General features: G+C 65.9%; 27 protein-coding genes. 17 read left to right on the forward strand and 10 right to left on the reverse strand.

Features of this window, described 5'->3' with window-relative positions; translation table 11 throughout:
- Positions 1–386: 386 nt before the first annotated feature.
- The 3 genes from NQV17_RS07860 to NQV17_RS07870 are packed head-to-tail and all read left to right on the forward strand — an operon-like array spanning position 387 to position 1208.
- The gene (locus NQV17_RS07860; RefSeq protein ID WP_257771116.1) at positions 387–551 is read left to right on the forward strand and encodes a hypothetical protein; all 165 of its coding nucleotides are present in this window, start codon (positions 387–389) and stop codon (positions 549–551) included.
- Between the two features lie 59 nt (positions 552–610).
- Positions 611–955, forward strand: coding sequence for a BON domain-containing protein (locus NQV17_RS07865; protein WP_257771119.1), 345 nt, complete (start codon positions 611–613; stop codon positions 953–955).
- Positions 956–1010: 55 nt separating this feature from the next.
- Complete coding sequence (locus tag NQV17_RS07870) at positions 1011–1208, forward strand: CsbD family protein (RefSeq protein ID WP_257771121.1); 198 nt, start codon at positions 1011–1013, stop codon at positions 1206–1208.
- 229 nt (positions 1209–1437) lie between these two features.
- On the opposite strand, the gene NQV17_RS07875 is transcribed toward NQV17_RS07870, so the two are convergent.
- Positions 1438–2466: a DUF1338 domain-containing protein gene (locus NQV17_RS07875; RefSeq protein ID WP_124489273.1), complete on the reverse strand. Its 1029-nt coding sequence runs from the start codon at positions 2464–2466 to the stop codon at positions 1438–1440.
- A gap of 227 nt (positions 2467–2693) precedes the next feature.
- On the opposite strand from NQV17_RS07875, the gene NQV17_RS07880 reads away from it, so the two are divergent.
- Together NQV17_RS07880 and NQV17_RS07885 are read left to right on the forward strand one after the other, a co-directional pair.
- The gene (locus tag NQV17_RS07880; RefSeq protein ID WP_044848360.1) at positions 2694–3647 is read left to right on the forward strand and encodes a LysR family transcriptional regulator; all 954 of its coding nucleotides are present in this window, start codon (positions 2694–2696) and stop codon (positions 3645–3647) included.
- Between the two features lie 463 nt (positions 3648–4110).
- Entirely contained in the window at positions 4111–5739 is a 1629-nt protein-coding gene (locus tag NQV17_RS07885; protein ID WP_257771125.1) for an NADP-dependent glyceraldehyde-3-phosphate dehydrogenase, read from the forward strand.
- A 123-nt stretch (positions 5740–5862) separates the two neighbouring features.
- On the opposite strand, the gene NQV17_RS07890 is transcribed toward NQV17_RS07885, so the two are convergent.
- Positions 5863–6495 carry a LysE family translocator gene (locus tag NQV17_RS07890; protein WP_257771127.1) on the reverse strand — a complete coding sequence of 211 codons (633 nt, stop codon included), beginning with the start codon at positions 6493–6495 and terminating at the stop codon, positions 5863–5865.
- A gap of 611 nt (positions 6496–7106) precedes the next feature.
- On the opposite strand from NQV17_RS07890, the gene NQV17_RS07895 reads away from it, so the two are divergent.
- The 3 genes from NQV17_RS07895 to NQV17_RS07905 all read left to right on the forward strand — a co-directional run bounded on the left by NQV17_RS07895 (position 7107) and on the right by NQV17_RS07905 (position 9849).
- Positions 7107–7430: a DNA-binding protein gene (locus tag NQV17_RS07895; RefSeq protein WP_257771130.1), complete on the forward strand. Its 324-nt coding sequence runs from the start codon at positions 7107–7109 to the stop codon at positions 7428–7430.
- 227 nt (positions 7431–7657) lie between these two features.
- Positions 7658–8143, forward strand: coding sequence for a hypothetical protein (locus NQV17_RS07900; RefSeq protein WP_257771243.1), 486 nt, complete (start codon positions 7658–7660; stop codon positions 8141–8143).
- Positions 8144–8385: 242 nt separating this feature from the next.
- Positions 8386–9849, forward strand: a complete 1464-nt coding sequence (locus NQV17_RS07905) for a PepSY domain-containing protein (RefSeq protein WP_257771134.1) — start codon at positions 8386–8388, stop codon at positions 9847–9849.
- Between the two features lie 29 nt (positions 9850–9878).
- Here NQV17_RS07905 and NQV17_RS07910 read toward each other — a convergent pair whose 3' ends face one another.
- Together NQV17_RS07910 and NQV17_RS07915 are read right to left on the reverse strand one after the other, a co-directional pair.
- The gene (locus NQV17_RS07910) at positions 9879–10124 is read right to left on the reverse strand and encodes a DUF2946 family protein (RefSeq protein WP_257771136.1); all 246 of its coding nucleotides are present in this window, start codon (positions 10122–10124) and stop codon (positions 9879–9881) included.
- Positions 10125–10189: 65 nt separating this feature from the next.
- Complete coding sequence (locus tag NQV17_RS07915) at positions 10190–11434, reverse strand: NADH:flavin oxidoreductase/NADH oxidase family protein (protein ID WP_257771138.1); 1245 nt, start codon at positions 11432–11434, stop codon at positions 10190–10192.
- A 78-nt stretch (positions 11435–11512) separates the two neighbouring features.
- On the opposite strand from NQV17_RS07915, the gene NQV17_RS07920 reads away from it, so the two are divergent.
- Together NQV17_RS07920 and NQV17_RS07925 are read left to right on the forward strand one after the other, a co-directional pair.
- Positions 11513–11983, forward strand: a complete 471-nt coding sequence (locus tag NQV17_RS07920; RefSeq protein ID WP_257771140.1) for a MerR family transcriptional regulator — start codon at positions 11513–11515, stop codon at positions 11981–11983.
- Between the two features lie 176 nt (positions 11984–12159).
- Positions 12160–12480, forward strand: coding sequence for a DUF1330 domain-containing protein (locus NQV17_RS07925; RefSeq protein WP_257771142.1), 321 nt, complete (start codon positions 12160–12162; stop codon positions 12478–12480).
- A gap of 10 nt (positions 12481–12490) precedes the next feature.
- On the opposite strand, the gene NQV17_RS07930 is transcribed toward NQV17_RS07925, so the two are convergent.
- The gene (locus NQV17_RS07930) at positions 12491–13327 is read right to left on the reverse strand and encodes an NAD(P)-dependent oxidoreductase (RefSeq protein WP_257771144.1); all 837 of its coding nucleotides are present in this window, start codon (positions 13325–13327) and stop codon (positions 12491–12493) included.
- A 112-nt stretch (positions 13328–13439) separates the two neighbouring features.
- Between NQV17_RS07930 and NQV17_RS07935 the strand changes: the two genes are divergently transcribed.
- Complete coding sequence (locus NQV17_RS07935) at positions 13440–14543, forward strand: LacI family DNA-binding transcriptional regulator (RefSeq protein ID WP_257771146.1); 1104 nt, start codon at positions 13440–13442, stop codon at positions 14541–14543.
- 139 nt (positions 14544–14682) lie between these two features.
- On the opposite strand, the gene NQV17_RS07940 is transcribed toward NQV17_RS07935, so the two are convergent.
- Positions 14683–15975: an MFS transporter gene (locus NQV17_RS07940; RefSeq protein WP_257771148.1), complete on the reverse strand. Its 1293-nt coding sequence runs from the start codon at positions 15973–15975 to the stop codon at positions 14683–14685.
- A gap of 340 nt (positions 15976–16315) precedes the next feature.
- On the opposite strand from NQV17_RS07940, the gene NQV17_RS07945 reads away from it, so the two are divergent.
- Entirely contained in the window at positions 16316–17788 is a 1473-nt protein-coding gene (locus NQV17_RS07945) for a DNA-3-methyladenine glycosylase 2 family protein (RefSeq protein ID WP_257771245.1), read from the forward strand.
- Positions 17785–18318, forward strand: a complete 534-nt coding sequence (locus NQV17_RS07950) for a methylated-DNA--[protein]-cysteine S-methyltransferase (protein WP_257771150.1) — start codon at positions 17785–17787, stop codon at positions 18316–18318. The genes NQV17_RS07945 and NQV17_RS07950 overlap by 4 nt, the downstream gene beginning before the upstream one ends.
- 28 nt (positions 18319–18346) lie before the next feature.
- On the opposite strand, the gene NQV17_RS07955 is transcribed toward NQV17_RS07950, so the two are convergent.
- A complete protein-coding gene (locus tag NQV17_RS07955) occupies positions 18347–19165 on the reverse strand; it encodes a helix-turn-helix domain-containing protein (protein WP_257771152.1) in 819 nt (272 codons plus the stop codon).
- A gap of 77 nt (positions 19166–19242) precedes the next feature.
- On the opposite strand from NQV17_RS07955, the gene panB reads away from it, so the two are divergent.
- Positions 19243–20094: a 3-methyl-2-oxobutanoate hydroxymethyltransferase gene (gene panB / locus NQV17_RS07960; protein ID WP_257771155.1), complete on the forward strand. Its 852-nt coding sequence runs from the start codon at positions 19243–19245 to the stop codon at positions 20092–20094.
- Positions 20095–20113: 19 nt separating this feature from the next.
- Here panB and NQV17_RS07965 read toward each other — a convergent pair whose 3' ends face one another.
- A complete protein-coding gene (locus NQV17_RS07965) occupies positions 20114–20605 on the reverse strand; it encodes an Lrp/AsnC family transcriptional regulator (RefSeq protein ID WP_006761025.1) in 492 nt (163 codons plus the stop codon).
- Between the two features lie 156 nt (positions 20606–20761).
- Here NQV17_RS07965 and glmS point away from each other — a divergent pair, with 156 nt between their 5' ends.
- Positions 20762–22591 (forward strand): glutamine--fructose-6-phosphate transaminase (isomerizing), encoded by a 1830-nt coding sequence (gene glmS / locus NQV17_RS07970; RefSeq protein WP_257771159.1) that lies wholly within the window; start codon positions 20762–20764, stop codon positions 22589–22591.
- 238 nt (positions 22592–22829) lie between these two features.
- Here glmS and NQV17_RS07975 read toward each other — a convergent pair whose 3' ends face one another.
- Entirely contained in the window at positions 22830–23123 is a 294-nt protein-coding gene (locus NQV17_RS07975) for a hypothetical protein (protein WP_257771161.1), read from the reverse strand.
- Between the two features lie 9 nt (positions 23124–23132).
- Between NQV17_RS07975 and NQV17_RS07980 the strand changes: the two genes are divergently transcribed.
- Both NQV17_RS07980 and NQV17_RS07985 read left to right on the forward strand, forming a co-directional pair.
- Positions 23133–23579, forward strand: coding sequence for a hypothetical protein (locus NQV17_RS07980; protein WP_257771163.1), 447 nt, complete (start codon positions 23133–23135; stop codon positions 23577–23579).
- Entirely contained in the window at positions 23576–24580 is a 1005-nt protein-coding gene (locus tag NQV17_RS07985) for a hypothetical protein (protein ID WP_257771165.1), read from the forward strand. Before NQV17_RS07980 ends, NQV17_RS07985 begins: the two co-directional genes overlap by 4 nt.
- A gap of 1073 nt (positions 24581–25653) precedes the next feature.
- On the opposite strand, the gene NQV17_RS07990 is transcribed toward NQV17_RS07985, so the two are convergent.
- Entirely contained in the window at positions 25654–25989 is a 336-nt protein-coding gene (locus tag NQV17_RS07990; protein WP_257771167.1) for a hypothetical protein, read from the reverse strand.
- Positions 25990–26341 lie beyond the last annotated feature (352 nt).

Consider the following 26341-nt stretch of genomic DNA (forward strand, 5'->3'; position numbering starts at 1 on the left):
GCTGGTCGCCGCCGCACCGCCGCGCCGATAAGCGCGATAAGCGCCGACATGCGCGGGCCGGCGCGCGCCGCGATGATCGCGTGCGGTCGATGCGGTCGACAGACGCGGAATGCATCTGCGCAATAGTACATTCGCATGCCGCGCCGCCTGCGTGCGCCATCCCGCCGAGCGGCGCGCGGCGCACCTCCCGCGCTTCCCGCGCCTGTCGTCGCGCATCGCGCGTGTGCTGACGCATTTCCCGTTCCCGCGCCTTCGTTCCGTCCCCGTGCAAACGCACTAGCCGATCCGGTGAATTTGCGCGATGCCCGCGTGCGTTTGCGCCGGTACGCTGGTACTGCATCGGCGCTCACGCGCTGCCTTTCCATACCGCAGAGGAGGACCCGCTGATGAAGTCGCATCAGACACCCGATCCGACGCGGCCCGAGCCGGCGCCGGACAATCCGCCCGAACCGTCGCCCGGCACCGATCCGCCGGTACCGCTGCCGCCCGACGTGCCGCGCCCGGACATGCCGCCGCGCGAGCCCGGCTACGACACGCCGATCGCGCGATGACGCGCGGCGCGCCGGCACCGACTCGCCCATCCATCACGTCAATCGAAGGAGCCCATCCCATGAACAAGACCTCGAACCTGTCGGCGTTACTCGCCGTCAGCGCGGCGTTGCTGCTTTGCGCCGCCCCGCTCACGAACGCACAGGCGTCGTCGTCCGACGAAGGTATGAAGACGGAATCGAACCAGCCCGTCACCGACACGTGGATCACGACCAAGGTGAAAAGCGAACTCGCGACCACCGAGGGCGTGAAGAGTACGCACATCAGCGTGAAGACGGTGGACGGCGTCGTCACGCTGACGGGCGTGCTGCCGTCGAGGATCGCGGTGAAGAAGGCCATCGCCGCGACGCGCTCGATCAAGGGCGTGAAGCACGTCGACGCAGCCGGCCTGAAGGCGAAGGCCTGAGCTATCACGCGGCCGCGTGCCGCACTTTTTTCTCCCCTTATGACAGGAGCGCACCATGAACGAGGACAAGATCAAGGGTCAATGGAAGCAGCTGACCGGCAAGATGAAGGCGAAGTGGGGCAAGCTGACCGACGATGACCTGCAGGTCGCCGAAGGCAACCGCGACTATCTGGCCGGCAGGATCCAGGAGCGTTACGGGATTGCGCGCGACGAAGTCGAGAAGCAGCTGAAGGACTTCGATCGCGAGCTGTAACGCGCCGGTCGTCTCACCCGCCGCGACGCATCCCCGCGTTGCGGCCATGAAGAGGACAACGACATGGGCAAGTATCTGATCGCCTGGCTGCTCGGCGTACCGATCGGCGTGCTGCTGCTGTTCTATCTGGTGACGCACCTGTTCTGACGATCGCGGCGCCCATTCAACGCAAACGGGCCGGTGGCTGTGCTCAGCCACCGGCCCGCTTTTTCTTCGTGCGGCGTCGCGCTTACTTCGCCGCGTTCGCCGTCATCTTGAAGATGCCCTGCGCGTTGCCCGCATCGAACCGCAGGTCCGTCACCCAGCGGCGCGCCGCCTGGTCGAACGTGCGACGGCGCGTGATGAATTCGTAGAACGAGCCCGGCACGTTGCGCTTCACCGTGCCGCCGTCGCGCGTGCGGAACTCGCGCTCGACGATGTCCGCGCGATACGCGGTCTGGAACACGCGGCCCGAACGCGAGCGCTCGACTTCCGGCTTCATCGGCCGCCCCTTCGCCTTCTCGTCGTCGGACAGCTTGAACACGTCGGCCACGCGATCGGTCGCATGGTTGAACGCGTTGCCCTCGGTCGCGATCCACGCCATCTCGGCCGATTCGAGCAGCAGCGTTTCGTAGTCGAGTTCGTTCGGCAGGTCGTGCTGGCGCGCGAACGCACCGACGATCTCGGGCAGCAGCGCATGCGCGGCGTCGAGCGACAGCCAGCCTTCGCGCTCGATCTCCCACAGAAGCGCGACGGCCGCCGGCGACAGCGGATCGCGCGACGAGCTCACGACGTTCGTCACGGCCTGCTGGAATTCCTTCGAGAAGCGCTCCGGATGCAGTTCGCTGACGAAGAACTGCGCGATCTCGTCCGGCGCGTCTTCGTGCGCATACGCGCGGCCGGTCATGCCGAGCTTGTCGAGCGGATAGCGGCCGTTCAGGCGGAAGCCGAGCGGACGCAGGATGCGCGTGAACGCGGCTTCGCCCGGCGGCAGCGCGCCCGTGTGCGGCCAGCGCACCGTGCGCAGCGCGCCGTGGTCGAAGTAGACCGAGCCGCCGTTTTCGATGGCATCGGCCGTGTACGCGCGGCCGTTCGCAGAACGTTCGAGCAGCCCTTCGAACAGCGCCATGTTCATCGCCTGCGCGATTTCCGCGCGCGTGACGACGTCGGTTTCCCATTCGTCGAGGATGGCCGGCATGTTCAGGGTCGCGAACAGGGCGTCGGTCTTCGCCTGTCCCAGCAGCTTCGTCAGCAAGCTCTCGATATTCGGATTGCGCATCAGGATTCTCGTGTTCGGGGGACCGCCGGCAAGCGTGCCGGCAACTCGATTGGCCGGCCGCCCAGCGGGCGCCTGGCCTTGCGTGGGATGCATTATTCAAAGGGTTGCAGCGGGGCGTAAAGCGAGATTAAATTGACACGTGATGAGTTTTTGGAATTATTCGCGGTCCCTACACCCGTCCGCCGGCCCGCCGCGGGCCCGTCCGTTCGTCAGACAAAACGAGCATCATGCGCAAATTCAAGATCCCCAACATGGGTGCGCTCGTGGCTTTCGAAGCCGCGGCGCGCCACGAGAGCTTCACGCACGCGGCCAAGGAGCTGTTCCTGACCGAAAGCGCGGTATCGCGGCAGATCGCGACGCTCGAGGCGAGCCTCGGTGTGCGGCTGTTCGCGCGCGTGAAGCAGCGCGTCGTGCTGACGCGCGCCGGCAAGCTGTACGGCACGCAGGTGCGGCGCGCGCTGGAGGCGCTCGACCGCGACACGCTGTCGATCATCGCGCACGGCAGCGGCGGCGGCTACCTGGAACTCGCGGTGCTGCCGACCTTCGCGTCGCACTGGCTGATTCCGCGCATCAAGAGCTTCTACGACCGCACGCCGGACGTGCGCGTGAACATGGGCAGCCGCACCGACCTGTTCTCGTTCGAGGACACCCACTTCGAAGCCGCGATCCACTACGGCAAGCCGACCTGGCCCGGCACGTCGTCCGACTACCTGTTCGGCGAGGAAGTCGTGCCGATCTGCTCGCCGGCGCTGCTCGACGGGCCGGTCGAACGCGTCGAGGACCTGCTCGCGTATCCGCTGCTGCACTCCACCACGCGTCCCGGCGCATGGGCGCAGTGGTTCGAGACGCACGGCGTCGAGGACATCCGCACGATGCAGGGCGTGCGCTACGAACTGCACACGATGCTGATCAGCGCGGCCGCGGCCGGGCTCGGCGTCGCGCTGGTGCCGAAGTTCTTCGTCGAGGAACAGTTGCAGCAGCTTGGCCTCGTCGTGCCGTGCGACGCGGCGACGGTCGGCGATTCGGCGTACTACCTCGTGTATCCGACGGAGTTCAGCCACAGCAAGCCGCTGGAATCGTTTCGGGCGTGGTTGCTGGAACAGGCGAGCGCGTATGCGGCGCCGGGACGGGACAGGGAGGACGATGACATGGATGCGGAGGACGACGAAGACGTCGAGTAATCGCGTCGCGTCACCGGAAGTCCGGTGCGCGCCGAGCCGGGCAACCCCGACCCGGCGCTCCGGGCAGCCGACCTCGCTTCGGCAGCGCGGCGGACCTTCTCTCTTTTCTTCACTGCGTCTGTTTTCTCTCAGGTTCCGGGCAATTTTTTCTTCGCCGCGCCGGGTCATTATCCGCTCAATACGGCGGAAGTGAAACGTTTGCGCATGCGTCGAGCAGCTTATATCCGCCATTCGGAAACAATCCTTCAAATTGTTTACGCATGGTGCGATGGCATTCGGCAAATCTTGCAATCGGCTCGGCGTTCCTTTTTAATGGAACTGGTTCCATTCCGCGTTTCGGCCATGCCGACGCGTGACGTCCCGTCGTCCGCGCGTCATCATGCCGATTCAGGATCGAGGATCGTTCAGCTCAGGATTCCGCATCGCCCGTCCTTACCGGACACCCCCGTCAAACGAGACCGTCATGCCCGATTCCGCTTCCCTGCAGCAGCTGTTTCCCGCCTATCAGGACATCCCCGCCGAGTTCCGGCTCGCAGCACCGATCCACCAGCGCGTGTCGCTGGTCGACGGCGAGTTGCGCCCGTGGGACGGCACGACCAAGACCGTGCTGTCGCCGGTGTGCGTGCGCCAGCCGGACGGCAGCGTCGCGCAGATGGAGATCGGCAGCTATCCGGTGATGGGCGAGACGGAAAGCGACGCCGCGCTCGACGCTGCGGTGCGCGCGTACGACTCGGGCCGCGGCGAGTGGCCGACGATGAAGGTCGAACAGCGCATCGCCTGCATGCAGGACTTCATCAAGCGGATGGTCGCGCAGCGCGAGCTGGTCGTGAACCTGATCATGTGGGAGATCGGCAAGAGCCTCGCCGATTCGCAGAAGGAGTTCGACCGCACCGTCACGTACATGACGCAGACGATCGACGCGCTGAAGGAGCTCGACAACGCGAACTCGCGCTTCGTGATCGCGGAAGGCACGATCGGCCAGATCCGCCGCACGCCGCTCGGTGTCGTGCTGTGCATGGGGCCGTACAACTATCCGCTGAACGAGACCTTCGCGACGCTGATCCCCGCGCTGCTGATGGGCAACACGGTGGTGTTCAAGCCGCCTCAGTACGGCACGCTGCTGTTCGAGCCGCTGCTCGAAGCGTTCCGCGACGCGTTCCCGAAAGGCGTGATCAACACGATCTACGCGCCGGGCGCGGTGGTCGTGCCGCACATGCTCGCGTCGGGCAAGATCAACGTGCTGGCGCTGATCGGTTCGAGCAAGGTCGCCGATCACCTGAAGAAGCAGCATCCGAAGTCGCACCGGCTGCGTGCGATCCTCGGCCTCGACGCGAAGAACGCGGCGATCGTGCTGCCCGACGCCGATCTCGACCTCACCGTGAAGGAGTGCCTGCTCGGCGCGCTGTCGTTCAACGGCCAGCGCTGTACCGCGCTGAAGATGCTGCTCGTGCACCGCTCGATCGTCGACGAATTCCTGAAGCGCTTCACCGCCGCGCTCGAACAGCTGAAGATCGGCATGCCGTGGGAGAAAGGCGTCAGCATCACGCCGCTGCCGGGCATGCATCGCACCGCGTACATGACCGACGCGATCGACGACGCGAAGGCCAAGGGCGCGCAGGTCGTCAACCACTCGGGCGGCGAGTTCAGCAAGACGCTGTTCTACCCGGCCGTCGTGTATCCGGTGTCGGAAGGCATGAAGCTGTATCGCGAGGAGCAGTTCGGGCCGATCATTCCGGTTGCGCCGTTCGACGACGTGGAAACCGCGCTCGATTACGTGACGACCTCGGAGCACGGCCAGCAGGTCAGCATCTTCGGTTCCGATCCGGCGCAGATCGGCGCGCTCGTCGATCCGCTCGTGAACCAGGTGTGCCGCGTGAACATCAACTGCCAGTGCCAGCGCGGGCCGGACGTGTTCCCGTTCGCCGGGCGCAAGGATTCGGCGGAAGGCACGCTGTCGGTGACCGACGCGCTGCGCGCGTTCTCGATCCGCTCGATGGTCGCGGCGAAGCAGACCGACGGCAGCAAGCAGCTGCTCGATTCGATCGTGTCGGATCACTACTCGAAGTTCATCAATACCGGCTTCATCTTCTGAAGCGCTGAAGCCGGGACGGTGCGATCGACGATCCGCCGCGTGTGCGCGCGGCGGATCGTCTGTTTTCGGATTCGGGGTTTCGCGGTTCCGGGATTTGGATTCCGGTGACCGCGGCGGGTTCGCTCACACGTTGGACGCGAGCAGCCGGATCCCGGCGAGCCCGAACACCACCGCGAGACACGCGTCCATCATGCGGCGGCCGCGCACGTACAGCCGGCGCGCACCGTCCGTCGAGAACACCAGCGCATAGCCGCCGAACACCGCGCAGCCGATCGCGAGGCAGCCCGGCACGACGGCGCCGTGCGACGCGCCCGCGCCGTTCGACGACAGCGCGACGATCGACACCCACACCAGGATCGCTTTCGGATTCGTCAGATGAAGCATCGCGCCGCGCGCAAAGAAGCGCGACAGCGGCTGATCGGGCGCAGCTTTCAGCGCGGCGCCCGCCTTCGCCGACCACGCGGTGCGGCCCGACTTGAACGCGAGCCACAGCAGGTACACGCCGCCGAACAGCTTGATCGCGACCAGCAGCTTCGACCATGCGAGCAGCGCGGCCGAAACACCCAGCGCGGCCACCGTCGCCCAGCACATCGAGCCGGAAATCACGCCGAGCGCGAACGCGAGCGCCGCCTTGCGGCCGTGGTTCGCGGCGACCGACATGATCGCGAGATTGCTCGGGCCGGGGCTGGCCGTGCCGACGAAGTAAGCCGTGTAGGCCAGCAGCAGGTTGGCCGAGAAGAAGGCGTGGACGCTCATGTCGAACCTCGCGGGGATGATGCGGTGATTGTTCGCGAACCCGGCGCCGCTGCCCATGAACAGTTGTCCGGTTATTCGCTGGGCCAGTTGGATGGCGCGCGTGACGCCGGTTGCACGTGCGTCCGGCGGGCTGCGACAAAAACGTCTCGGATATGAAACATCCGGCGCATGCGACGCGCGCCTTCAACGCGCGGCGGGTGGCATCGCGGCTCGCCGCGCGGGACCGTCCCGAGGCCGCGGGGACGCCGCCGACGCACATGTTCCGCGACCTTGCAGCGCTTCGTCGATCGACACACTCGACCGTTTTCAACCTGGCGTTACGTTACATCGCTGAAGCATTTCGGCCGTCCGCCCCTGTCGCGCGGCCGACCGCGAGCGCGCGTGGCGGACGGGCGTCCTGCTCGATTTTCCGTGCAAGCCAGTCCCGGCGGGACGCGATGACCGCTGCCGCGACCCGCGTCAACAGTGCTCAACAATTGGATCGAGGGCTGGTACGGAACCTGCATTCGCATTGCAGTGACAGCCGCGCCGACGATCGGCGCGAACATGAACCCGGATCAGGACCATCCCCGGATACGCCCGAACGATCCACGCAAGCTGCGAGGCACATCATGGATGCGCTGCCCAACTCGTCCGATACGTCGTTCCAGATCTTCCTCGCGAAACTGCTCGAACAGCCGCAGCCCGAATGGACGGAAAAGCAGCAGATGGAACTCGAGATGGCGCGCACGCTGTCGACCCGGATGGTCAACTACGCGGAAGCCATGCGCGGCGGCAACGCGGATCTCGCGCACTGCCTCGTGCTGTTGCGCTACGCGAAGGTCCTCGACTTCATGCTGACGTCGCTCGTCGCGCACCGCGACATTCATCCGCAGACGCTGCGCACGCTGTTCCGGCTCGCGAACCTGAAGGTCGACGACGCGTATCCGGTGTAACACGGCTCGACGCACCGGGCGGCGCCCGACCGCATTTCCCGAGGCAGCCTCATGCGTGCGTCGGTCGTGACGGCGATCGCGCTCCGTCGTGCTCGTCACGATAGTCGCGACGCCGGGCGATGCATGAAGCAGTCGCGCCTCGCGCCCACCCGTTCGCCTGCATGCTGATCCCGTACATCAGCGCCCGCGCCTTCCCGCTCGCGCAAACGGATGTACAATCGCGCGCCATGAACGCACTTCGCCACTTTCTGCTCCAGCATGGCGTCGCGCGACAGCTGCTGTGGGGGCTCCTCCTCGTGACGCTGCTGTCCCGTGCGCTGATGTCGGGTGCCGTGATGCTCGATCCGGATGGTCCGGACGCGGGCTCGGTGGTGCTGTGCTCGGGCCGTGGCCCGCTGATCGTAAACGTCGCCGCGCTGGCCGCCCGCTTCGACGCGAGCGCGCCGATCACGCCGGCCAACGATGCGCTGGCGCTCGCCGATGCGCTCAAACACGACGCGCATATCGACAAAACGGCATCCTCCGGAAGCAGCGACAGCCTCTGCGCATTCGGCGCCGCGCTATTCACGGCGCTCGCGTCGTTCGTGCTGCTGGTGCTGCTGTTTCCCGCCGCGGCACCGCGCCGGTTCCGCATTCATTTCGCGCTCCTTCCTTTCGTGCGATCGATATTCGACGATCGCCCGCCCTCCCGCGCCCCGCCGCTGTTCTGCTGAACGTTCCGCCCCGCGGCTCCTGCACGTCGATGTGCATGGGTCTTCACGCCGTTCGTTTCACACGAACTGATTCAAGCGTTCATCCGCATGCCCGTATCGCCCGGGCGACGCGTCGCTGCGCCCCGTTCGCGCATGATGCCGCGTCGCCCGTGCCGCCGATGCGCGCACGCGGGTGCGCCGCACGTTGACGCATGCCGGCCCGCGCCGGCGTCGTCGGTCAACGCACACGAGGAACCGTCACCATGTCGACCACCGTCGATCGGGCAGTCTCGCCCACCCGTCCCGCAAGCGCCGGTTACCGGACGCTTTGGCGCTGGCACTTCTATGCCGGCTTGTTCGTCATGCCGTTCCTCGTGATCCTCGCGATCACGGGAACGCTGTATTGCTTCCAGCCGCAGATCGAACCGCTGCTGTATCCGCACCGGCTGGTCGTCGAGCCACGCGCCACGCCGCGGCTCGACGCCGATACGCTGCTCGCGAACGCGCGAACCGCGGTGCCGGCCGATGCAACACCGGTGTCCGTCCAGATATCCACCGCGCCGAACCGCAGCGCGGAATACGTATTCCGGCTGCGCGACGGCAGCCGCGAGAGCGTGTACGTGAACCCGTACGACGGCAGCGTGCTCGGCACGCTGAGCGTCGAACGCCGTTTCATGCAGGTCGACCGGATGCTGCATCGCAAGCTGCTGCTCGGCAAGACCGGCGAGCTGCTGATGGAACTCGCCGCCTGCTGGACGTTCGTGATGATCGGCACCGGCATCGCGCTATGGTGGCCGCGCGGCACGTCCCCCATCGGACGCGCACTCCGGCCCGACCTGTCGCTGCGCGGCCGGCCGCTGTGGAAGAGCCTCCACGCGACGGCCGGCATCTGGCTCGCGGCCGGCACGGTCGCGTTCATCCTGACCGGGCTGCCGTGGTCGGGCTCGTGGGGCAAGAACTTCAAGGCACTCGCCGCGACCGTGAACCTTGGCGCGCCCGAAGGCGCATGGGGCGGCGCATCGGTGCGTTCGGCGCGCCCGGACGCCGCGACGACGCTCGCGCCCGCACCGGCCGCCGCGCCGGCCGGCCATCATCACGAATCGGGCGACGCGATGCCCGGGATGGTGATGGACGACCTGCCGCTGCCGCAAACGCCGTGGGCGGTCGGCAACGTGCCGGTTCCCCATTCGCCGTCGGCGCCGTCAGCGGCGCCGCTGCCGCTCGCACGCGCGATCGCGATCGTCGCCGGCCTCGGCGTGACGAACGGCTACACGCTCGCGTTGCCGGCCGGTGCAGAGGGCGTGTTCACCGCGTCGTACTTCCCCGCCGACCCGAAGGCGGAGGGGACGATCTACATCGACCAGTACAGCGGCGCGGTACTGAAGGACATCCGCTACGACGACTACGGCGCGGTGTCCCGAGCGGTGTCGTACGGGACGTCGCTGCACATGGGCCGCTATTTCGGGCTGGCGAACCAGATCATCTGCGCGGCGCTGTCGCTCGGGCTGGCCGCGATGGCCGTCACGGGCACGGTGATGTGGTGGAAGCGGCGCCCGGCCGGAAAGCTCGGTGCGCCGTCGCGCACACGCGGCGCGCCGCCGATGCGCGGCTGGATCGCGGGGCTCGTGCTGCTCGGCATCGCGTTCCCGCTGATGGGGCTGACGATCGTCGCGGTCTGGCTGATCGACCGGCTGCTGTTCGGCCGTGCAGCGCGCGTGGCCGCGTGAGCACGAGGCAAACCCAGCGATCAACAGGATCACGAAACATGAAGTTCAGATCGATGCTGCCTGCCGCACTGCTCGCCGCTGGCGGGATGCGCGGGCTTGCCGTCGTCGTGCGCGACCGGCTCCGCTTCGATGCCGGCCGGGCAATAGACGGCCAGCGCATCGACGAGCCGATGACGCGACGCCATCATCTGCGAAACCGTGGGGACGAGCGCCATCATCAGGATGGCGATCAATCCGATCAGGCTGCCGGGTTTGCGGAAACGGGCGGCGCGCATGACACGCGAGGGCCGGAAAAACGACCCGCCGCGCGACGGGTCGATCGTTCTGCAACAACCTCTTTTCAGGCTCGCGCATCACGCCCGCGCCCCGCCATCCACTTCCGGTAACGCCGCGTCTGGCACTGCGCGGCAATCTGCTGCGACACCAGCGCGCGCAGCGGCGACACGCCCGGATGCGTGCGCCGCCCGACGCTCAACCGTGCGAGCTGGAACTTCACGACGGCCATGTTCGCCAGCGCGCCCAGCGCCTTGTTCTTCCATCGGATCGGCTGCAGCGCCGGCGCGCTGTCCTTGCCGGCCTGCCAGTCGCGCGGCAGGTTCGGCTCGATCGACAGCGCGGTCGCGATGCCGACCATCGCCACGCCGCTCGCGACCACCTGCTCGGCCACCGCGCGACGCCGGATCCCGCCCGTCACCATCAGCGGCATCGCCGCGACGGCCGTGATGTCCCGTGCGAATTCGAGGAAGTACGCTTCGCGGGCCAGCGTGCGTCCGTCGCGCGCCTCGCCCTGCATCGCCGGCACTTCGTAGCTGCCGCCCGACAGTTCGACGAGATCGACGCCCAGCGGATTCAGCAGTTCGACGACGCGCTTCGCGTCGTCCGCGCTGAAGCCGCCGCGCTGGAAATCGGCCGAATTCAGCTTGACCGACACGACGAACGCCGGCGATACCGTCGCACGCACCGCGCGCACGATGTCGAGCAGCAGCCGCGCGCGGTGCTCGATGCTGCCGCCCCACGCATCCTGCCGGCGGTTCGTCAGCGGCGACAGGAACTGGCTCAGCAGGTAACCGTGCGCCGCGTGGATCTGCACGCCGGTGAAGCCGCTTTGCTCGGCAAGCTGCGCGGCGCGCACGAAGCGCTGCTGCACGTCGGCGATGTCGGCTTCCGTCATCTCCTTCGGCACCGGAAACTGCTTCGACAGCGCGCCGAGCGCGAGCGGCACGGCCGACGGCGCGAGCGTCGTCTGGCCGAGCGCCGCCTGCATCTGGCGCCCCGGATGGTTGATCTGCATCCACACGTGCGCGCCGCCGGAGCGCGCGACCTGCGCCCATCGCCGGAAGCGGTCGAGATGCGCGTCGCTGTCGAGCACGACGCCCTTCGGCCCCGTCATCGCGCGGCCGTCCACCATCACGTTGCCGGTCAGGATCAGGCCGGCCCGGCCGTCGGCCCACGCCTGGTACAGGCGCAGCAACGCGTCGGACGGCGCGTGATCCGCATCGGCCATGTTCTCTTCCATCGCGGCCTTGGCGAGCCGGTTCGGGATCACCGCGCCATTGGGCAGCGTGAGGGGCGCAAACAGGTTCATGGTGGACTTCCTCGATTGACGATGCCCAACCATAACTTTAAAGTCAGCTTCAAGGTCAAGCCCCTCTGGAGCACAAGCATGAAAATCGGCGAGCTGGCGCGCACCAGCGGCATCGCGGCGTCGCGCATCCGGTTCTACGAAGCGAGCGGCCTGCTCGAACCGGCGCGCCGGCAGGCGAACGGCTATCGCGAATACGGGCCGGAAGCGCTGACGCGGCTCGCGATCATCGACCGCGCGCAGCGCGCGGGCTTTGCGCTCGACGAGATCCGCGCGGTGCTGCCGCCTGATCTCGGCGCGTGGCCGCGCGACGAACTGCTGGAGGCGTTGCGGCACAAGGTCGACGAAATCGCGCTGCTCGAGCAGCGGCTCGCGCAGAACCGGCGCAACCTGCAGACGCTGATCGACGAGATCGCGAACAAGCCGGCCGGCGAGGATTGCGCGGGTGCCGCGCAACGCATGCTCGACAAGCTGTGCAAGGAGGAAGCCGAGTCGGTGCCGACGCCTTCTGCGCCGATGGCGCACGCTCGGCCGATGCGCAAGCGCGCGTAGGCGCGGCGAGTGCACGCGTGCGCCGGGTCTTGCGATGTGGCTCACGCGCGGCGGTCCGCGCGCACGGCTGCGCGGATTTGCTTACGTCGCAGGTAATCGACGCGCGCCGCGTGCGCATCGATCATGGCTTCACCGTTGAACGATCAACCCATCGCCTCGACACCCCGGAGCCTGCCATGACCGCCTACGCCATCGCCCACCTGCACGACGTTCACATGTGCGACGACATCGTCGAATATCTCGAACGCATCGACGGCACGCTCGCGCCGTTCGACGGCCGTTTCGTCATTCACGGCGCGCGGCCCGACGTGCGCGAAGGCGTGTGGCGCGGCGATCTGATCGCGATCGCGTTTCCCGATCTCGATACGGCGAGCGCTTGGTACGAATCGGACGCGTACCGGCAGATCCAGCCGCTGCGCGCGCGGCACGCGAGCGGCCCGTTGATCCTGATCGACGGCGTGGACGAGCGGCACAAGGCGACGGACATCCTGCGCTGAACGGCGGCGCTTACTTCGCGTTGCGCTCCATCGGCTCGCCGACGACGAACCCGCCGCCCTGGAAGCGCTGCGCGGGATCGTCGTACTCGGCGCTCGGCGCCGTCACCGGGAACAGCCCGGCGAACTGCGCGGAACTGTCCTGCGGCCGGAAGCCGAGGAAGCCGGCCTTCGTGTTGTCCCACCACTTCACGGGGTTGTCCGACACGCCGTAGACGATCGCGTGCCCGACGCGGTTCGTCAGCAGCGAGCAGCGCACGAGCTCGATGAAGTCGCGATAGCTGAGGAACGTCACGAGCATGCGCGGATTCTTCGGCACTTCGAACGACGAGCCGATCCGCAGGCACACCGTCTCGATCCCGAAGCGGTCGAAGTAGTAGCGCGACAGCGACTCGCCGAAGCACTTCGTCACGCCATACAGGCTGTCCGGACGCTGCGGCGAATCGGCATCGAGCACTTCCGTGACCGGATGGAACCCGATCGCATGATTCGAGCTCGCGAACACGATGCGCTTCACGCCGTGCTTGCGCGCGGCTTCGTACAGGTTGTACGTGCCGGTGATGTTCGCGTCGACGAGATCGTCGAACGGCGCGTCGACCGAAATGCCGCCGAGGTGGACGATCGCGTCGACGCCGTCGACGAGTGCCATCACCGCCGGCCGGTCGGCCAGGTCGACGACCCGGGTTTCTTCGTGCGGGGCGGCGTCGCCCAGCGCGGCGATGTCGCTCACGCGCACGACATCGGCCCAGTTCGCCAGCGCGCCGCGCACCTGACGGCCGAGATTGCCGGCCGCGCCGGTCAGCAGCAGACGCCCGAACGGCTTGCGTGCGCCGGTGGATGTGGCGTTCATCGAATCTCCTTGAATCTGTTCCGAGGTGTCCTGGACGTTGCCCGAAACCGGTGGAGCCGGCAAAAGACGGAAAACGTTTTCCAACTATACGCGGGACAAAAGCCGAACGTCAATGGTTGAACCTGTTCGCACCCATCCGCACTTTCCCGATATTGTCCGGCGGCCGGACGCCGGCTTTTTCTGCCACAATCCGGTGCAATCGAACGAAAACGTTACCCTTCCGATGAAAAAAGTTTCCCCGACGATCCGCGACGTGGCTGCGGAAGCCGGCGTGTCGGTCGCGACGGTCTCCAAGTACGTGAACGGCACGCAGCGCTTTTCGCCGACCGTCGAAGCGCGGCTCAAGGAAGCGATCGAGCGGCTCGGCTACCGTTCGAACCCGCTCGCGCGCTCGATGATCACCGGGCGCACGCGCACCATCGGCCTCGTGATCCTCGACATCAGCAATCCGCACTTCACGAACGTCGTCAAGGGCGCGAACCGCGTCGCGCTCCAGCACGACTACACGCTGCTGCTCGTCGATACCGAGGAGAACCAGGCGCGCGAACGCTCGCTGATCGAGGCGCTCGCGCAGCGCGTCGACGGGCTGATCGTCAGCACGCGGATGCCCGACGAGCAGGCCGGCTGGATGCTCGAGCTGCACAAGCCGCTCGTGCTGCTGCGGCGCAGCCCCGGCCTGCCGATTCCGAGCGTCGGCATCGACAACCGGCTCGCCACCTACATGCTCGCGCGTCACCTGCTCAATCTCGGCCATACGCGCATCGCGTACCTCGGCTTCGGGCCCGCGCGCGTGAACGACGAACGGATCCAGGGCGCGCGCGACTGTCTCGCTGAAGCGGGGCTCACGCTCGACGTGCACGACGCGCACGCGCCGACCGCCGATGCCGGCGAGCGCGCATGCTCGCGCGTGATGCTCGGGCCGCAGCGTCCGCAGGCCGTGATCTGCTACAACGACCTGATCGCGCTCGGCTTCATGAAGGAAGCGGCGTCGCTCGGGTTCCGGCTGCCGCAGGACGTGTCGGTTGCCGGCGTCGACAACGTGCCGTACGGCGCATACGCGGCGCCCGCGCTGACCACCATCGACATCCAGAGCGAAAACATGGGCGAGCTCGCGATGCGGAAGCTGATCGACGCGCTCGCCGGGCGTACCGAGGCAAGCTATTCGACGTTCGAGCCGCGGCTGATCATGCGCGCGTCGACGGCCGCGGTGGGTTGAAGCGCGCATCGCGTTCGATATCCGCTGTATCGCTGCTTCGGCGTATCGTTGATTCGTTGATTCGTTGATTCGTTGATTCGTCGCTTCGCAAACAAAAACGCGCCGCCTCCGCGCGGCGCGTTCGTTTGCCGGCACACGATCACGCGTCGAGCTTCGCGGGCTTCATCTTCGGCGTGAGCATGTGCATGATCGCCAGTGCGAGCAGGTAGGCCAGCGCGCCGATCGCGAACAGCACCCAGTAGTGGCCCGTGCGTTGCAGCACCTGGCCGATCACTTCCGAGAACAGCACGCCGCCGATCGAGCCGGCCATCCCGCCGATGCCGACCACCGACGCGACCGCGCGGCGCGGGAACAGGTCGGACGCCGTCGTGAACAGGTTCGCCGACCAGCCCTGGTGCGCGGCGGCCGCGAGACCGACGATAAGCACCGCGATCCACAGGCTCTGCACCTGCGACACGAACGCGATCGGCAGCACGCAGCACGCGCAGATCAGCATCGCCGTCTTGCGCGCGCCGTTCACGCTCCAGCCCGCGCGCAGCAGCGCCGACGACAGCCAGCCGCCGCCGATGCTGCCGACCGTCGTCAGCGCATAGATGCACACGAGCGGCAGGCCGATATGCTGCATGTCCATCCCGCGCGACTCGTTGAGCCACTTCGGCAGCCAGAACAGGTAGAACCACCACACCGGGTCGGTCAGGAACTTGCCGATCAGGAACGCCCACGTCTCGCGCTTGCGGATCAGTTCGCCCCAGCGCGGCGCGCCGGCATCCGCGTTCGCCGCGTCGAGCGCTTCGGCTTCGTCGCGCGGCTCGTCGTATTCCGCGGCGAGTGCGCGCGTGTCGGCCGTGCGATACATCACCAGCCACACCGCGAGCCACACGATGCCGATCGCGCCGATGATCACGAACGCCGCGCGCCACCCGTAGGCCACCGCGATCGCCGGGATGATCGCCGGCGCGAACACCGCGCCGATGTTCGCGCCCGAGTTGAAGATGCCGGTGGCGAGCGCGCGTTCGCGGCGCGGAAACCATTCGGCCGTCGTCTTGATTGCGGCCGGGAAGTTGCCGCCCTCGCCGATCCCGAGCAACGCGCGCACCGCCGCGAAGCCCGTCACGGAGCCCACCGCCGCGTGCAGCATCGCCGCGATGCTCCACACCAGCATCGCGACCGCATACGAGATGCGCGTGCCGAGCCAGTCGACGATGCGCCCGAAGCCGAGCAGGCCGATCGCATAGAACGCGGAAAACGCCATCACGATGCGGCCGTACTGCACCTGGCTCCAGCCGATGTCGTGCTGCAGCATCGGCGCGAGCAGGCCGAGGATCTGTCGATCCATGTAGTTGATGACGGTCGCGAAGAACAGCAGCGCACAAACGGTCCAGCGGTAGCGGCTGGCCGCGGTGCGCACGGCACCGACGACGGCGGATTGCATGAGTGTCTCCGATACGCGGTCGCGCCCGTCGCGCCGCTGGGTTGTGCTGTCCGTGACCGGCGACGGGCGCCGGGGCGGGCGGCGGCCCGCCCCTTGCGTGGCGCGGCCGCTCGTCCGTCGAGTTATGGAAAACGTTTTTCAAAGAATAGGGCGTGGGCCGGTGCCGTGTCAGTCGGGGATTTCGATGAGTCATCTCAAAACCGGCCGTGCAAAAAGAGATGACTGTTTAGCAAAGTGGATTAACCGTTTTTCCGGGATTCTTCCGCGTGCGAAACGGGGCCACGACGCGGGATGGCGCGTCGATACACATGTCCGATTCCAGCCAGAATCGGCGGCGCGGATGGTTTACAGTCGTCGCATGCGCCTCGATCCCGACACCTGCTACGACGCCCTGCTTGCGCGGAACCGCCGCTTCGACGGCTGGTTCTTCGTCGGCGTGTCGACGACCGGCGTGTATTGCCGCCCCGTTTGCCCGGTGAAACCGCCGAAGGCGCAGAACTGCAGTTATTACCCGACCGCCGCGGCCGCCGAGAAAGCCGGCTTTCGGCCGTGCATGCGCTGCCGGCCCGAACTCGCGCCCGGCCACGGGCTGCTCGACCTGTCCGGCAATCTCGCCGACGCGGCCGCCACGCTGATCGAGGACGGTTTCCTGAACGAGCATTCCGTCGACGCGCTCGCGCGGCGGGTCGGCGTGACCGAGCGCCATCTGCGCCGGATCTTCGCCGCGCAGTTCGGCGTGTCGCCGGTCGAGTTCGCGCAGACGCATCGGCTCTTGATGGCCAAGCGCCTCCTGACCGATACCGCGCTGCCGGTGGCGGTCGTTGCCTCGACCGCCGGATTCGGCAGCGTGCGACGCTTCAACGATTTGTTCCGCCAACGCTACGGCCTCAATCCGCTGCGCCTGCGCAAGGGCGCCGGCCCATCCGCCGGTGGCGACATGACCTTTCCGCTGCCGTACCGGCCGCCGTTCGCGTGGCCCGCGTTGATGCAATTTCTCGCGCAGCGGCGGATCGGCGGCGTCGAGCGGATCGACGCGCACGGCTATGCGCGCGTCGTCGCGCTGCCGAACGGCAACGGCGACGCGCATCTGACGGGCTGGCTGTCCGTCACGCACGTGCCGCAGCGGTTTGCGCTCGCGGTGACCGTGTCGCTCGCGCTGACGCCCGTCGTGCCGGCCGTGCTCGCGCGCGTGCGGCGGCTGTTCGATCTCGACAGCCGCCCCGACGTGATCGACGCGCATCTTGGCGCAATCGCGAGCGGCTCGCCCGGCTTGCGCGTGCCCGGCGCGTTCGACGGGCTCGAGATCGCGATCCGTGCGATCGCGGGCGAACGACTGGCGGCGACGCAGGCTGGTGAGGTGCTGGCGCGTGTGGCCGAACGCTTCGGCACGCAGGCGGACCACGCGCCGCCGGGGCTCACGCATGCATTGCCTTCGGCAGTAACGCTGGCGAGTGTGCCGCCGGCGGTGCTCGAAGCAATCGGCGTGACGCGTGATGCGGCGCATGCGATCGTGGCGCTGGCACGTACGGTCGCCGACGGCACGCTCGCGCTCGAACCGATGGCGCCGCTCGATGCGACGCTCCGCGCGTTGCGCGCGCTGCCCGGCTTCGACGAATGCGCGGTGCAGTACGTCGCGATGCGTGCGATGGCCTGGCCGAACGCGTTTCCCGCCGACGACGCATGGCTTGCTCCGCGCGCCGCCGCCGAGCGTTTGCACATCGCATCATCCGCGCCGCAGGCGGCGCACTGGGCGCCGTGGCGCGCGTATGCCGCACTGCATGTGTGGCGCCTTCATGGAGAAGCTTCGCGATGACGCACGCTCATCTGATTCCGAGCCCGCTGGGCGACATCGCCATCCGTATCGAGGACGATGCGCTCACAGGCCTGTTCTTCGTCGGCCAGAAATACTATCCGTCGCTGGCGATCGCGCCGGACGCGGACGTACGCAGCGCGTCGCCGCTTGTGTGCAAGGTCGCCGAAGAAGTCGCCGAATATTTCACCGGCACGCGCGAGACCTTCTCGGTGCCGATTCATCTGCGCGGCACCGCGTTTCAGCGCAGCGTGTGGAAGGAACTGCTCGCGATTCCGTTCGGCGAGCTCGTTTCATACGGCGACATCACCGAACGCGTCGGGCTGCCGATGAGCGCGGCGCGTGCCGTCGGCGGCGCGGTTGGCCGCAATCCTGTGTCGATCATGGTGCCGTGCCATCGCGTGATCGGCGCGTCGGGCAGCCTGACCGGTTATGCAGGCGGCATCGAACGCAAGCGCGCGTTGTTGTCGCTCGAAGGCGCCGGGTTCGCGCGCGGGGAACGTCATCCGATGCAGCAGTCGCTGGCGTTCTGAATGAAGATCCGCGGCGCGCGTTGCCGCGTCATGCGCTCAATGCCGGCCGGCGCGCTTCACGCTTCGCATACGCGCCGGGCGTCACGTTGAACTTCGCCTGAAACAGCGCGATGAACGACGACGTCGAGTCGTAGCCCAGTTGCGCGGCCACCGCGCCGATCGGCTCGCCCGCATCGAGCAGCGGCAGCGCCGCGAGCAGCCGCACGGCCTGCCGCCACTCGGTGAACGACAGCCCCGTGTCCTGCCGGAACAGACGCGACAGCGTGCGCCGCGTCGCACCGACCTGACGGCCCCATTCGTCCAGACTGCGCGTGTCGCCCGGATGCGCATGCAACGCACGCGCGATTTTGAGCAGACGCGAATCGTGCGGCAGCGGCACCGTCAGCGGCGCGGGCCGCATCCGCGCGATCCGGTCGGCGATCAGGCACACGAGCGCACCGTCCGGCCCCGACTCGTCGTAGTTCACCGGCAACTCGCCGGTCGCGATCACCAGCTCGCGCAACAGCGGCGTCATGCAGAGGATCATGCAATCGTCGGCGGCATCGTCGCGCGCGATCGCATCGTCGAGATACAGGCTGTGGAACGCGACGCAATCGCGCGTCGACACCGCGTGCGGCACGTGCGGCGGAATCCACATCGCATAGTGCGGCGGCAGCAGATGCCGCCCCGACGGCGTCGATACCTCCAGCACGCCGCTCGTCGCATACATCAGCTGGGCCCACGGGTGACTATGCGCGTCGACGCTTGCGTTGCCGGGAATCCCGAACGCGCGCACGAACAGCGGCCTCGGCAGGCGCGCCATCGGCGGCACCGCGTACGGATCACCCGATTGTCCCGCCAGCGACATAAGACGTCCTCCGAAGGTCATTGCATGCACGATCGCGATGCTACCGTAACGACTCTTCCTTCTCACGGCTTCCGTTCATGAGCGCGCATACCCGCACCACCCGCAAGACCGTCACCGCGATCCGCGCGACGAAAGGCATCGGCAGCCTCGTCTCGCTCACCGCCTATTCCACGCCGATGGCGAAGCTCGTCGACGAAGTGGCCGACGTGATCATCGTCGGCGACTCCGTCGGCATGGTGCTGTACGGCATGCCCGATACGCTGCGCGTCACGCTCGACATGATGAGCGCGCACGGCGCGGCAGTCGTGCGTGGCACCGCGCAGGCGTGCGTCGTCGTCGATCTGCCGTTTTCGACGTATCAGGAATCGCCCGCGCAAGCGTATCGCTCCGCCGCGCGGCTGCTCGCCGAAACCGGCGCGCAAGGCGTCAAGCTCGAAGGCGGCAGCGAGATGGCCGACACGATCCGCTTCCTGACGGAGCGCGGCATTCCGGTGATGGCGCACGTCGGCCTCATGCCGCAGCAGGCCAATGCGACCGGCGGCTTCCGCGCGCAGGGGATGGACCCGCGCTCGGCCGCGCAGGTGTTCGACGCCGCGTGCGCGGCCGAGCGGGCCGGCGCGTTCAGCGTCGTCGTCGAGGGCACCGCGGAAGCGCTCGCGCGCCATCTGACCGAAACACTGTCGATCCCGACCATCGGCATCGGCGCATCGCCCGCGTGCGACGGGCAGGTGCTCGTGACCGAGGACATGATCGGCGCATTCGACGCGTACACGCCGCGCTTCGTGAAGCGCTACGCCGATGCGAACGCGGTGATGCGCGACGCGATCCGCCAGTACGCGCACGACGTGCGGCAGCGCGTGTTTCCCGAGCCGGCGCACTGCTTCGGGTACGGCAAGCCGCTGCAACTCGCGGCGGCCGCCGCGGCGTGACGGCTGCGCTTACGCACGATTACGCACGCTTGCGCATCGCATGCGCGACCCGCGCGTTCGCCTCGAACTTCGCACGATGCGTCGAGAAGAACGTCCGCACGTTGCGCACGTTCGATGCGCCGGTGAACAGCCGCCGCGCGAACGCGTCGTATTCGGCGACGTCGGCCAGGTCGGCCACCACCACGAAATCCGGCCCCGGCGACACGCGGTAGCACTGCGTGACCGCCGGCTCCGCGCACACGTAGGCTTCGAACGCGTCGTAGTCTTCGGCCGTCTGCCGGTCGAGGCTGATCTCGATCAACGCCGTGACCGCCGTGCCGATCGCGACCGGATCGAGCACCGCGACCTGGCGGCGGATCACGCCCGCTTCAGTCAGCCGCCGCACGCGACGCATGCAGGTCGGCGGCGACGACAGCGCGCGCTCGGCGAGTTGCAGGTTCGACACCGATGCGTCGTCCTGCAGGATCGCGAGAATGCGCAGGTCGAGATCGTCGAGCGTGATGCCGGCCATGGGCGGCTCCTTCTGGTCAGGGTGTGAAATTTAATTTCAACATGATAGTCGATCGCGCGTCTGTTTCATTCGTTGATGTATTTTGAAATTTAATTCCATTCACACGCCTCTACCATCGCTGTCACGGGTCCAGACAGGACATTTACGGAGCGCGCTATGTGTGGAATTGTCGGGGCGGTTGCCCAGCGGGACATCCTGCCGAACCTCGTCGACGGGCTGAAGCGGCTCGAATACCGCGGCTACGACTCGTGCGGCGTCGTGGTCTATCGCGATCGCGCGCTGGCCCGCGCGCGCAGCGTCGACCGCGTCGCTAACCTCCAGCACGAGATCGCCGGGCATGCGCTGTCGGGCTACACCGGCATTGCGCATACGCGCTGGGCGACGCATGGCGCGCCCGTCACGCTCAACGCGCATCCGCACTTCTCGCCGAGCGACGACAACGCGCGCATCGCACTGTCCCACAACGGGATCATCGAGAACTGCGATCAGCTGCGCGCGGAACTGCAGGCGCATGGTTATGTGTTCGCGAGCCAGACCGACAGCGAGGCAATCGCGCACCTGATCGATCACCTGTACGACGGCGACCTGTTCGACGCGGTGCGCCGCGCGGTCGCGCGACTGCGCGGCAGCTACGCGATCGCGGTGATGTGCCGCGACGAGCCTCACCGGATCGTCGGTGCGCGCGACGGGATGCCGCTCGTCGTCGGTGTCGGCGATGGCGAGAATTTCCTGGCGTCGGATGCGATCGCGTTGTCGGGCATCACCGATCGGATCGCTTACCTCGAGAACGGTGACGTTGCCGATATCCAGCTGCATCGCTACTGGATCGTCGATGCGGCCGGCCAGCGCGTCGAGCGTGCGGTGCAGCGGGTGGCCGCGCATAGCGGCGCGGCCGATCTCGGATCGTATCGCTATTACATGCAGAAGGAGATCTTCGAGCAGCCGCAGGCGGTGGCCGATACGCTGCTCGATGTCGGGTCGATCATGCCGGAGCTGTTCGGCGACGGCGCGTGGCGCGTGTTCAACGACGTCGATTCGGTGTTGCTGCTCGCGTGCGGCGGCAGCTATCACGCAGCGCTGACCGCGAAGTACTGGATCGAGAGCATCGCGAAGCTGCCGGCGAGTGTCGAGATCGCGAGCGAGTTCCGGTATCGCGACAGCGTGCCGAATCCGCGCACGCTGGTCGTCGCGGTGTCGCAGAGCGGCGAGACGGCTGACGTGCTCGGGGCCGTGCATGTCGCGAAGCAGCGCGGGATGCTGCACACGCTCGCGATCTGCAACGTCGCGACGAGCGCGCTGATGCGCGAATGCGCGCTGCAGTTCGTCACGCGTGCGGGGATCGAGATCGGGGTGGCGTCGACGAAGGCTTTTACGACGCAGCTCGTGGCGTTGTTCTTGCTGACGTTGTCACTGGCGCAGGTGCGCGGGCGGTTGAGCGACGACGAGGAGAAGGCGCATCTGCGTGCGCTGCGGCATCTGCCCGATGCGATGTCGAAGGTGCTCGCGCTGGAGCCGCAGATCATGGGCTGGTCGGAACTGCTCGCGCGACGCGACAACATGCTGTTTCTCGGACGCGGGATGCATTACCCGATCGCGCTCGAAGGCGCGCTGAAGATGAAGGAGATTTCTTATATTCATGCGGAGGCTTATCCCGCGGGGGAGTTGAAGCATGGGCCGCTGGCGCTGGTCAGTAATGAAATGCCCGTGATTGCGGTGGCGCCGAATGATGTGCTGCTCGAAAAGCTCAGGTCGAACATGCATGAGGTCAGCGCGCGGAACGGCAGGCTTTTCGTGTTCGCGGATGTGGACTGCGGGTTGGTGCCGAGTGAGGGGATCGAGGTGATTCGGCTCAATGAGTACTACGGGCCGTTGTCGCCGATCCTGCATACGGTGCCGATGCAGTTGCTGGCTTATCACGCGGCGCTCGCGCGGGGGACGGATATCGATAAGCCGAGGAATCTGGCCAAGTCGGTGACGGTGGAGTGAGGGTATATCGCGGAGGGCCGGGCTGTTGTTCGCGAGAAATGAAAGTGTCCCTCAGCCAGGCCGTGCAACTCCTTCTTTTCACAGCTCCAATTCTTGTTCATTGGGCCAGTTATCGTGCGGCGAAAAAAAGATGCCACGCTCGCGAGCAATTTCTCGGAGAACCCCTTCTGTTAAGCTACGCTTTGCGCATGCAAGCAGGTCGAATATATCCTTGTCTGTCGCGTAGAACTGCGTATCATCAGGCATAGTCCATCCCCAATTCAATGTCCGAGAAGCGCGTCAATACTTGGGACATCCGCTTGTATTGAATCTGCTTGATTCTCACCGCCAATGGCGAGCCAGTCGATACATCCGAAAGGCCATCGATGTACATCTGCTGCGCTTTTTGAAACATCGGCTGCGCAACAGGAGATGCATCGAGAAGCTTTATCTCGATATCGATGCCTTCTTTGAGCAATTGGAGGCTACGCAGATAGTCGAACAGGTACGAAAACTCCTCCGCTGACTCGCCTTTACCGCGATAGAAGAGCACGAGTCCTCGGTGCTCGGGATGGTCGGGGCGGTCAAGGTACGCGCCGTTCGCCAGTCGATGTTGGAACTTGATGCTAGCCTGGAACGCAGGTTGCCAACTTTGCAGGCGATGCGCCACTGGATTGACCTAGGGCGCTCTCCCGACACTCCATTCGAGCAGTTGAGGCCGCAAGCGCCAAATCGCGAAGACGTGTTCAAAGCCTTTGCGGAGGTGCTCGGTTTTTCCTCACTTGAGGCCGCCTATCATTGGCAGCGTGTCATCATGGCCGTCCGCACCTCTCGCCGGCTAGACGGACGCCATGTTTCCGACATCTACGCGTACATGCTCTTGCAGCCCGAGTCCGTTATGGCTCATTCCAGCATCAGACGGAAGACGCTTCATCAGTTGTTCGACAAGGCACGTGAGAACGTCGCTACCGTCGAAATTGTTGGCCCCCTGAAGGAGTCAAAAGAATGAGCCAGTCTGTTTTGCGCGCTGACCCTGCGAAAATCTCCCCCACGCTAAAGGAGGCGGTGGTCGACAGTCTACTCAACTTGACTTATGCGCAACTCAGTGGTCAAGGACCAACCGGACAATACATCTTCGGCGCCCGTCCGCGAGCACTGCTCAACTCCGGCTTCCTGCTGCCCCAGCGCAGTGTCTCGGGCGACGACGAGGTGACCTCTCCCATCTGGGTCTCGTCGCACGGACTACAGATGCAGCTCAATGCCGTGACAGCGGCAGTGATGACGGTCTCCCCTCGGTTTAGCGTTTATGTACGTGTGCTGCCCCGCGAGGAAGACCTAAGGCGACCGAACTGCCGGCCGGTTTTCATGTTGCGACAAGCGCTGGTCGATGAAATTAAAGCCGAGCGTGACCGCCGGCTGGAGGAGGAGTGGGAAAAGGTCAAGGGGTCTTACACGTCCAAGTGGAAGCACCCAGGCTGGCCGGTGATTCGGGCCCGTGTCGTCGATGAGGTCTACAAAGCCAAAGGCGTCCCTCGGCATATCCTGACCGCTGACGTCCCTCAGGACGAAGCCGACGTCGAAGCTGATGAGGCGCTAGGCGACGCAGACAGCGCAGGCGAGAGCACGAAGGAGGGGGTGCCAGTTAAAGCTGACGAGTCTTTGCCCATCAAGGACGAGCATTTCGAGCCGTTGACCGTCCCGCACAAATGGATGCGACTTGAGGTGCAGTTCCCGCCGCTCGAGCTTGATATCTTCAAGAGCAGCGAAGAACTGCAGCGCGACCTTGACGACCACGCCGCGCGCATGAACGCGGCCGTGGCCAAACGCGTGGCAGAGTGGGCGCAAAGCGACGACCCGGACACCGGCGGCAAGGCGTGGGGTTATCGGCTGCATGGCAGAGTACGGTCAGCAACGCCTCCGAACGCCGTTTTCTCAACTGCATATGGCGAAACTTCAGCTGCGGTTTTTGGTGGTTCGACCATTCAGGGATATCACGACGCAATTTCATGAGCCTATCTGGCGTCGGTGGGTGGGGCATAGGGAGTATTGAAAGGAGACGTCCTTTGCGACATGCCGGCCCGCCCGCGTTGACATCTCGGCTCACACTCGGCCTGTGTAGCCCCGGGTTGGATGTGGCCTCAGGTATCGTGTTTGACAGTTCCTTCCGGGGGCGTTTTCCTCCGGGCTCCGGGGCACGTACGCTTTGCGCGCGACGACATTCACAATACTCGGCGAACCAGGCGAACAAGATGCACCAGACCGTATGCAAGGCACGGTCGTCGCGCATCAACGCGCGGAGAGCGGCCGCAACGTATTCGTTCCCCGAGACCAAAGCCTCAAGCCGGCGGTCGTCGAAACGGTTACGGAAGAACGATATGAACGTCCCGACAAACTCCGTAACCCGTACGCGGTCGTTTTCGTTTAGCCATTGAGATTGACGCAGGGTGGCGATGACGGCCGCTTTGCTGTAACGGGAGGCGGAATTCGAGGTCTCGACGCACGATGTTGACCGGATGGCGAATTCGACAGCGTCTCGAAACTGACGCCGCGAGCTGTGTAACCGGCAAAGTGCGTCGAACAAAAACGCCTGTCCGGCTGTAGACTGCATCTCGCAAAAGTGGAGTGGGCATGTGTGCACAAAGGGGGCAACGTTGCGACGATGGACGAACGTGAATCCGAATTGGTCGAGTGCTTCTTCTGCGCACTCGGGGCACACCAGAAGCTGTCCGTCTGACGGCGCAAGCATAACGGGAAGACGTGCGAGACGAATCGGTCCCGAGCATTGCGACCAAAGTCGAGCGCGTTGCATCGGGTGCTTTTCCGGCGGCAGGCCGAGGAGCGCGTACTGAAGCAGCGTGTGTCTCTCCTCCAACAATTTTCGGTCGCCAAAGAGATGCCCAATGCGGGTGTAGAAATTGTCCAGTCGGCTCGGCATATCATCGAGGCCTGCACCGCGGGCTAGCAGTTGCCGACTCATCGCTCTCAGGGAACAGTCGTTGCGAAAGCCTGCGAGCCGACTTAGCAACGAATTCACAGTTTCGCCGTCCGGAAACGGCGTCACGAGCACGAGTGAATCACGGGATTCAGGCATATTCCACTCCCAGTCGTGCAGGCCGTTGGCGTATGTCCAATAGTTCGGAAATTTCGTTAAATGGGAGATAGTCGACGTGCTGCAGGAAGTCCTTTCGCTGCAAGAACTTGGACTTACTGTCGTACTCCTCGATGAAACTGCGAGGGCCGCTCAAAATTCGAAGCCGAAGCTTGAAGGTCTCCGCGACGACATCGCGCGATGGGCCGCCATTTATCAGCAGACCGGGCTCCCAGGCTAAACGCTCGTGGAGCGCGCGAAAGCCGCTGACCAGCCAGTCGACTCGGCCGAGACAGATTTCCCATGTCCAGGACGGCAGGTCGCGCGGCATCTCAAGCACTGGGGACAGAAGTCCGGCTGACCAGAGCCATTGATTGTGTTGATGCCAGAGCCCGTGCTTACTCGCACCCCGAGCGGGGCATGCGAGTGGCTCGAATGCCAACGTTGGGCCTCGAAGCACGCTCTCCATACGAGCAGTTCACAAATACGTGAAGTGACTTCCGACACCATCCGGTGTGACGCGCCGCAACCACAACCATTCGAACGGCATCAAACGCGCTGGGAGGAGGTGCCCATGGCACTTTGGAACATTGGTCCTGTATCCGCTCGACATCGACCTTGAGGTGTCCGCCGCGGCATTACCCGGAGTTTGGGCCGTCCCCGAACGCTAACGAAGTGACGGA

This window comes from Burkholderia sp. SCN-KJ (assembly GCF_024656005.1).
Classification (GTDB): Bacteria; Pseudomonadota; Gammaproteobacteria; order Burkholderiales; family Burkholderiaceae; genus Burkholderia.

What these genes read in the sequence shown, in the direction of transcription:
- NQV17_RS07920 (WP_257771140.1), top strand. Translation starts at nt 11,513, where the DNA reads ATGAAAATCGGCGAGCTGGCGCGCACCAGCGGCATCGCGGCGTCGCGC.
- NQV17_RS07990 (WP_257771167.1), bottom strand. Translation starts at nt 25,989, where the DNA reads ATGCCGCGCGACCTGCCGTCCTGGACATGGGAAATCTGTCTCGGCCGA.
- NQV17_RS07910 (WP_257771136.1), bottom strand. Translation starts at nt 10,124, where the DNA reads ATGCGCGCCGCCCGTTTCCGCAAACCCGGCAGCCTGATCGGATTGATC.
- NQV17_RS07930 (WP_257771144.1), bottom strand. Translation starts at nt 13,327, where the DNA reads ATGAACGCCACATCCACCGGCGCACGCAAGCCGTTCGGGCGTCTGCTG.
- NQV17_RS07915 (WP_257771138.1), bottom strand. Translation starts at nt 11,434, where the DNA reads ATGAACCTGTTTGCGCCCCTCACGCTGCCCAATGGCGCGGTGATCCCG.
- NQV17_RS07955 (WP_257771152.1), bottom strand. Translation starts at nt 19,165, where the DNA reads ATGTCGCTGGCGGGACAATCGGGTGATCCGTACGCGGTGCCGCCGATG.
- NQV17_RS07935 (WP_257771146.1), top strand. Translation starts at nt 13,440, where the DNA reads ATGGTTGAACCTGTTCGCACCCATCCGCACTTTCCCGATATTGTCCGG.
- NQV17_RS07865 (WP_257771119.1), top strand. Translation starts at nt 611, where the DNA reads ATGAACAAGACCTCGAACCTGTCGGCGTTACTCGCCGTCAGCGCGGCG.
- NQV17_RS07925 (WP_257771142.1), top strand. Translation starts at nt 12,160, where the DNA reads ATGACCGCCTACGCCATCGCCCACCTGCACGACGTTCACATGTGCGAC.
- NQV17_RS07905 (WP_257771134.1), top strand. Translation starts at nt 8,386, where the DNA reads ATGTCGACCACCGTCGATCGGGCAGTCTCGCCCACCCGTCCCGCAAGC.
- NQV17_RS07950 (WP_257771150.1), top strand. Translation starts at nt 17,785, where the DNA reads ATGACGCACGCTCATCTGATTCCGAGCCCGCTGGGCGACATCGCCATC.
- NQV17_RS07895 (WP_257771130.1), top strand. Translation starts at nt 7,107, where the DNA reads ATGGATGCGCTGCCCAACTCGTCCGATACGTCGTTCCAGATCTTCCTC.
- NQV17_RS07860 (WP_257771116.1), top strand. Translation starts at nt 387, where the DNA reads ATGAAGTCGCATCAGACACCCGATCCGACGCGGCCCGAGCCGGCGCCG.
- NQV17_RS07900 (WP_257771243.1), top strand. Translation starts at nt 7,658, where the DNA reads ATGAACGCACTTCGCCACTTTCTGCTCCAGCATGGCGTCGCGCGACAG.
- NQV17_RS07885 (WP_257771125.1), top strand. Translation starts at nt 4,111, where the DNA reads ATGCCCGATTCCGCTTCCCTGCAGCAGCTGTTTCCCGCCTATCAGGAC.
- panB (WP_257771155.1), top strand. Translation starts at nt 19,243, where the DNA reads ATGAGCGCGCATACCCGCACCACCCGCAAGACCGTCACCGCGATCCGC.
- NQV17_RS07985 (WP_257771165.1), top strand. Translation starts at nt 23,576, where the DNA reads ATGAGCCAGTCTGTTTTGCGCGCTGACCCTGCGAAAATCTCCCCCACG.
- NQV17_RS07945 (WP_257771245.1), top strand. Translation starts at nt 16,316, where the DNA reads ATGGTTTACAGTCGTCGCATGCGCCTCGATCCCGACACCTGCTACGAC.
- NQV17_RS07890 (WP_257771127.1), bottom strand. Translation starts at nt 6,495, where the DNA reads ATGAGCGTCCACGCCTTCTTCTCGGCCAACCTGCTGCTGGCCTACACG.
- NQV17_RS07875 (WP_124489273.1), bottom strand. Translation starts at nt 2,466, where the DNA reads ATGCGCAATCCGAATATCGAGAGCTTGCTGACGAAGCTGCTGGGACAG.
- NQV17_RS07870 (WP_257771121.1), top strand. Translation starts at nt 1,011, where the DNA reads ATGAACGAGGACAAGATCAAGGGTCAATGGAAGCAGCTGACCGGCAAG.
- NQV17_RS07880 (WP_044848360.1), top strand. Translation starts at nt 2,694, where the DNA reads ATGCGCAAATTCAAGATCCCCAACATGGGTGCGCTCGTGGCTTTCGAA.
- NQV17_RS07940 (WP_257771148.1), bottom strand. Translation starts at nt 15,975, where the DNA reads ATGCAATCCGCCGTCGTCGGTGCCGTGCGCACCGCGGCCAGCCGCTAC.
- glmS (WP_257771159.1), top strand. Translation starts at nt 20,762, where the DNA reads ATGTGTGGAATTGTCGGGGCGGTTGCCCAGCGGGACATCCTGCCGAAC.
- NQV17_RS07965 (WP_006761025.1), bottom strand. Translation starts at nt 20,605, where the DNA reads ATGGCCGGCATCACGCTCGACGATCTCGACCTGCGCATTCTCGCGATC.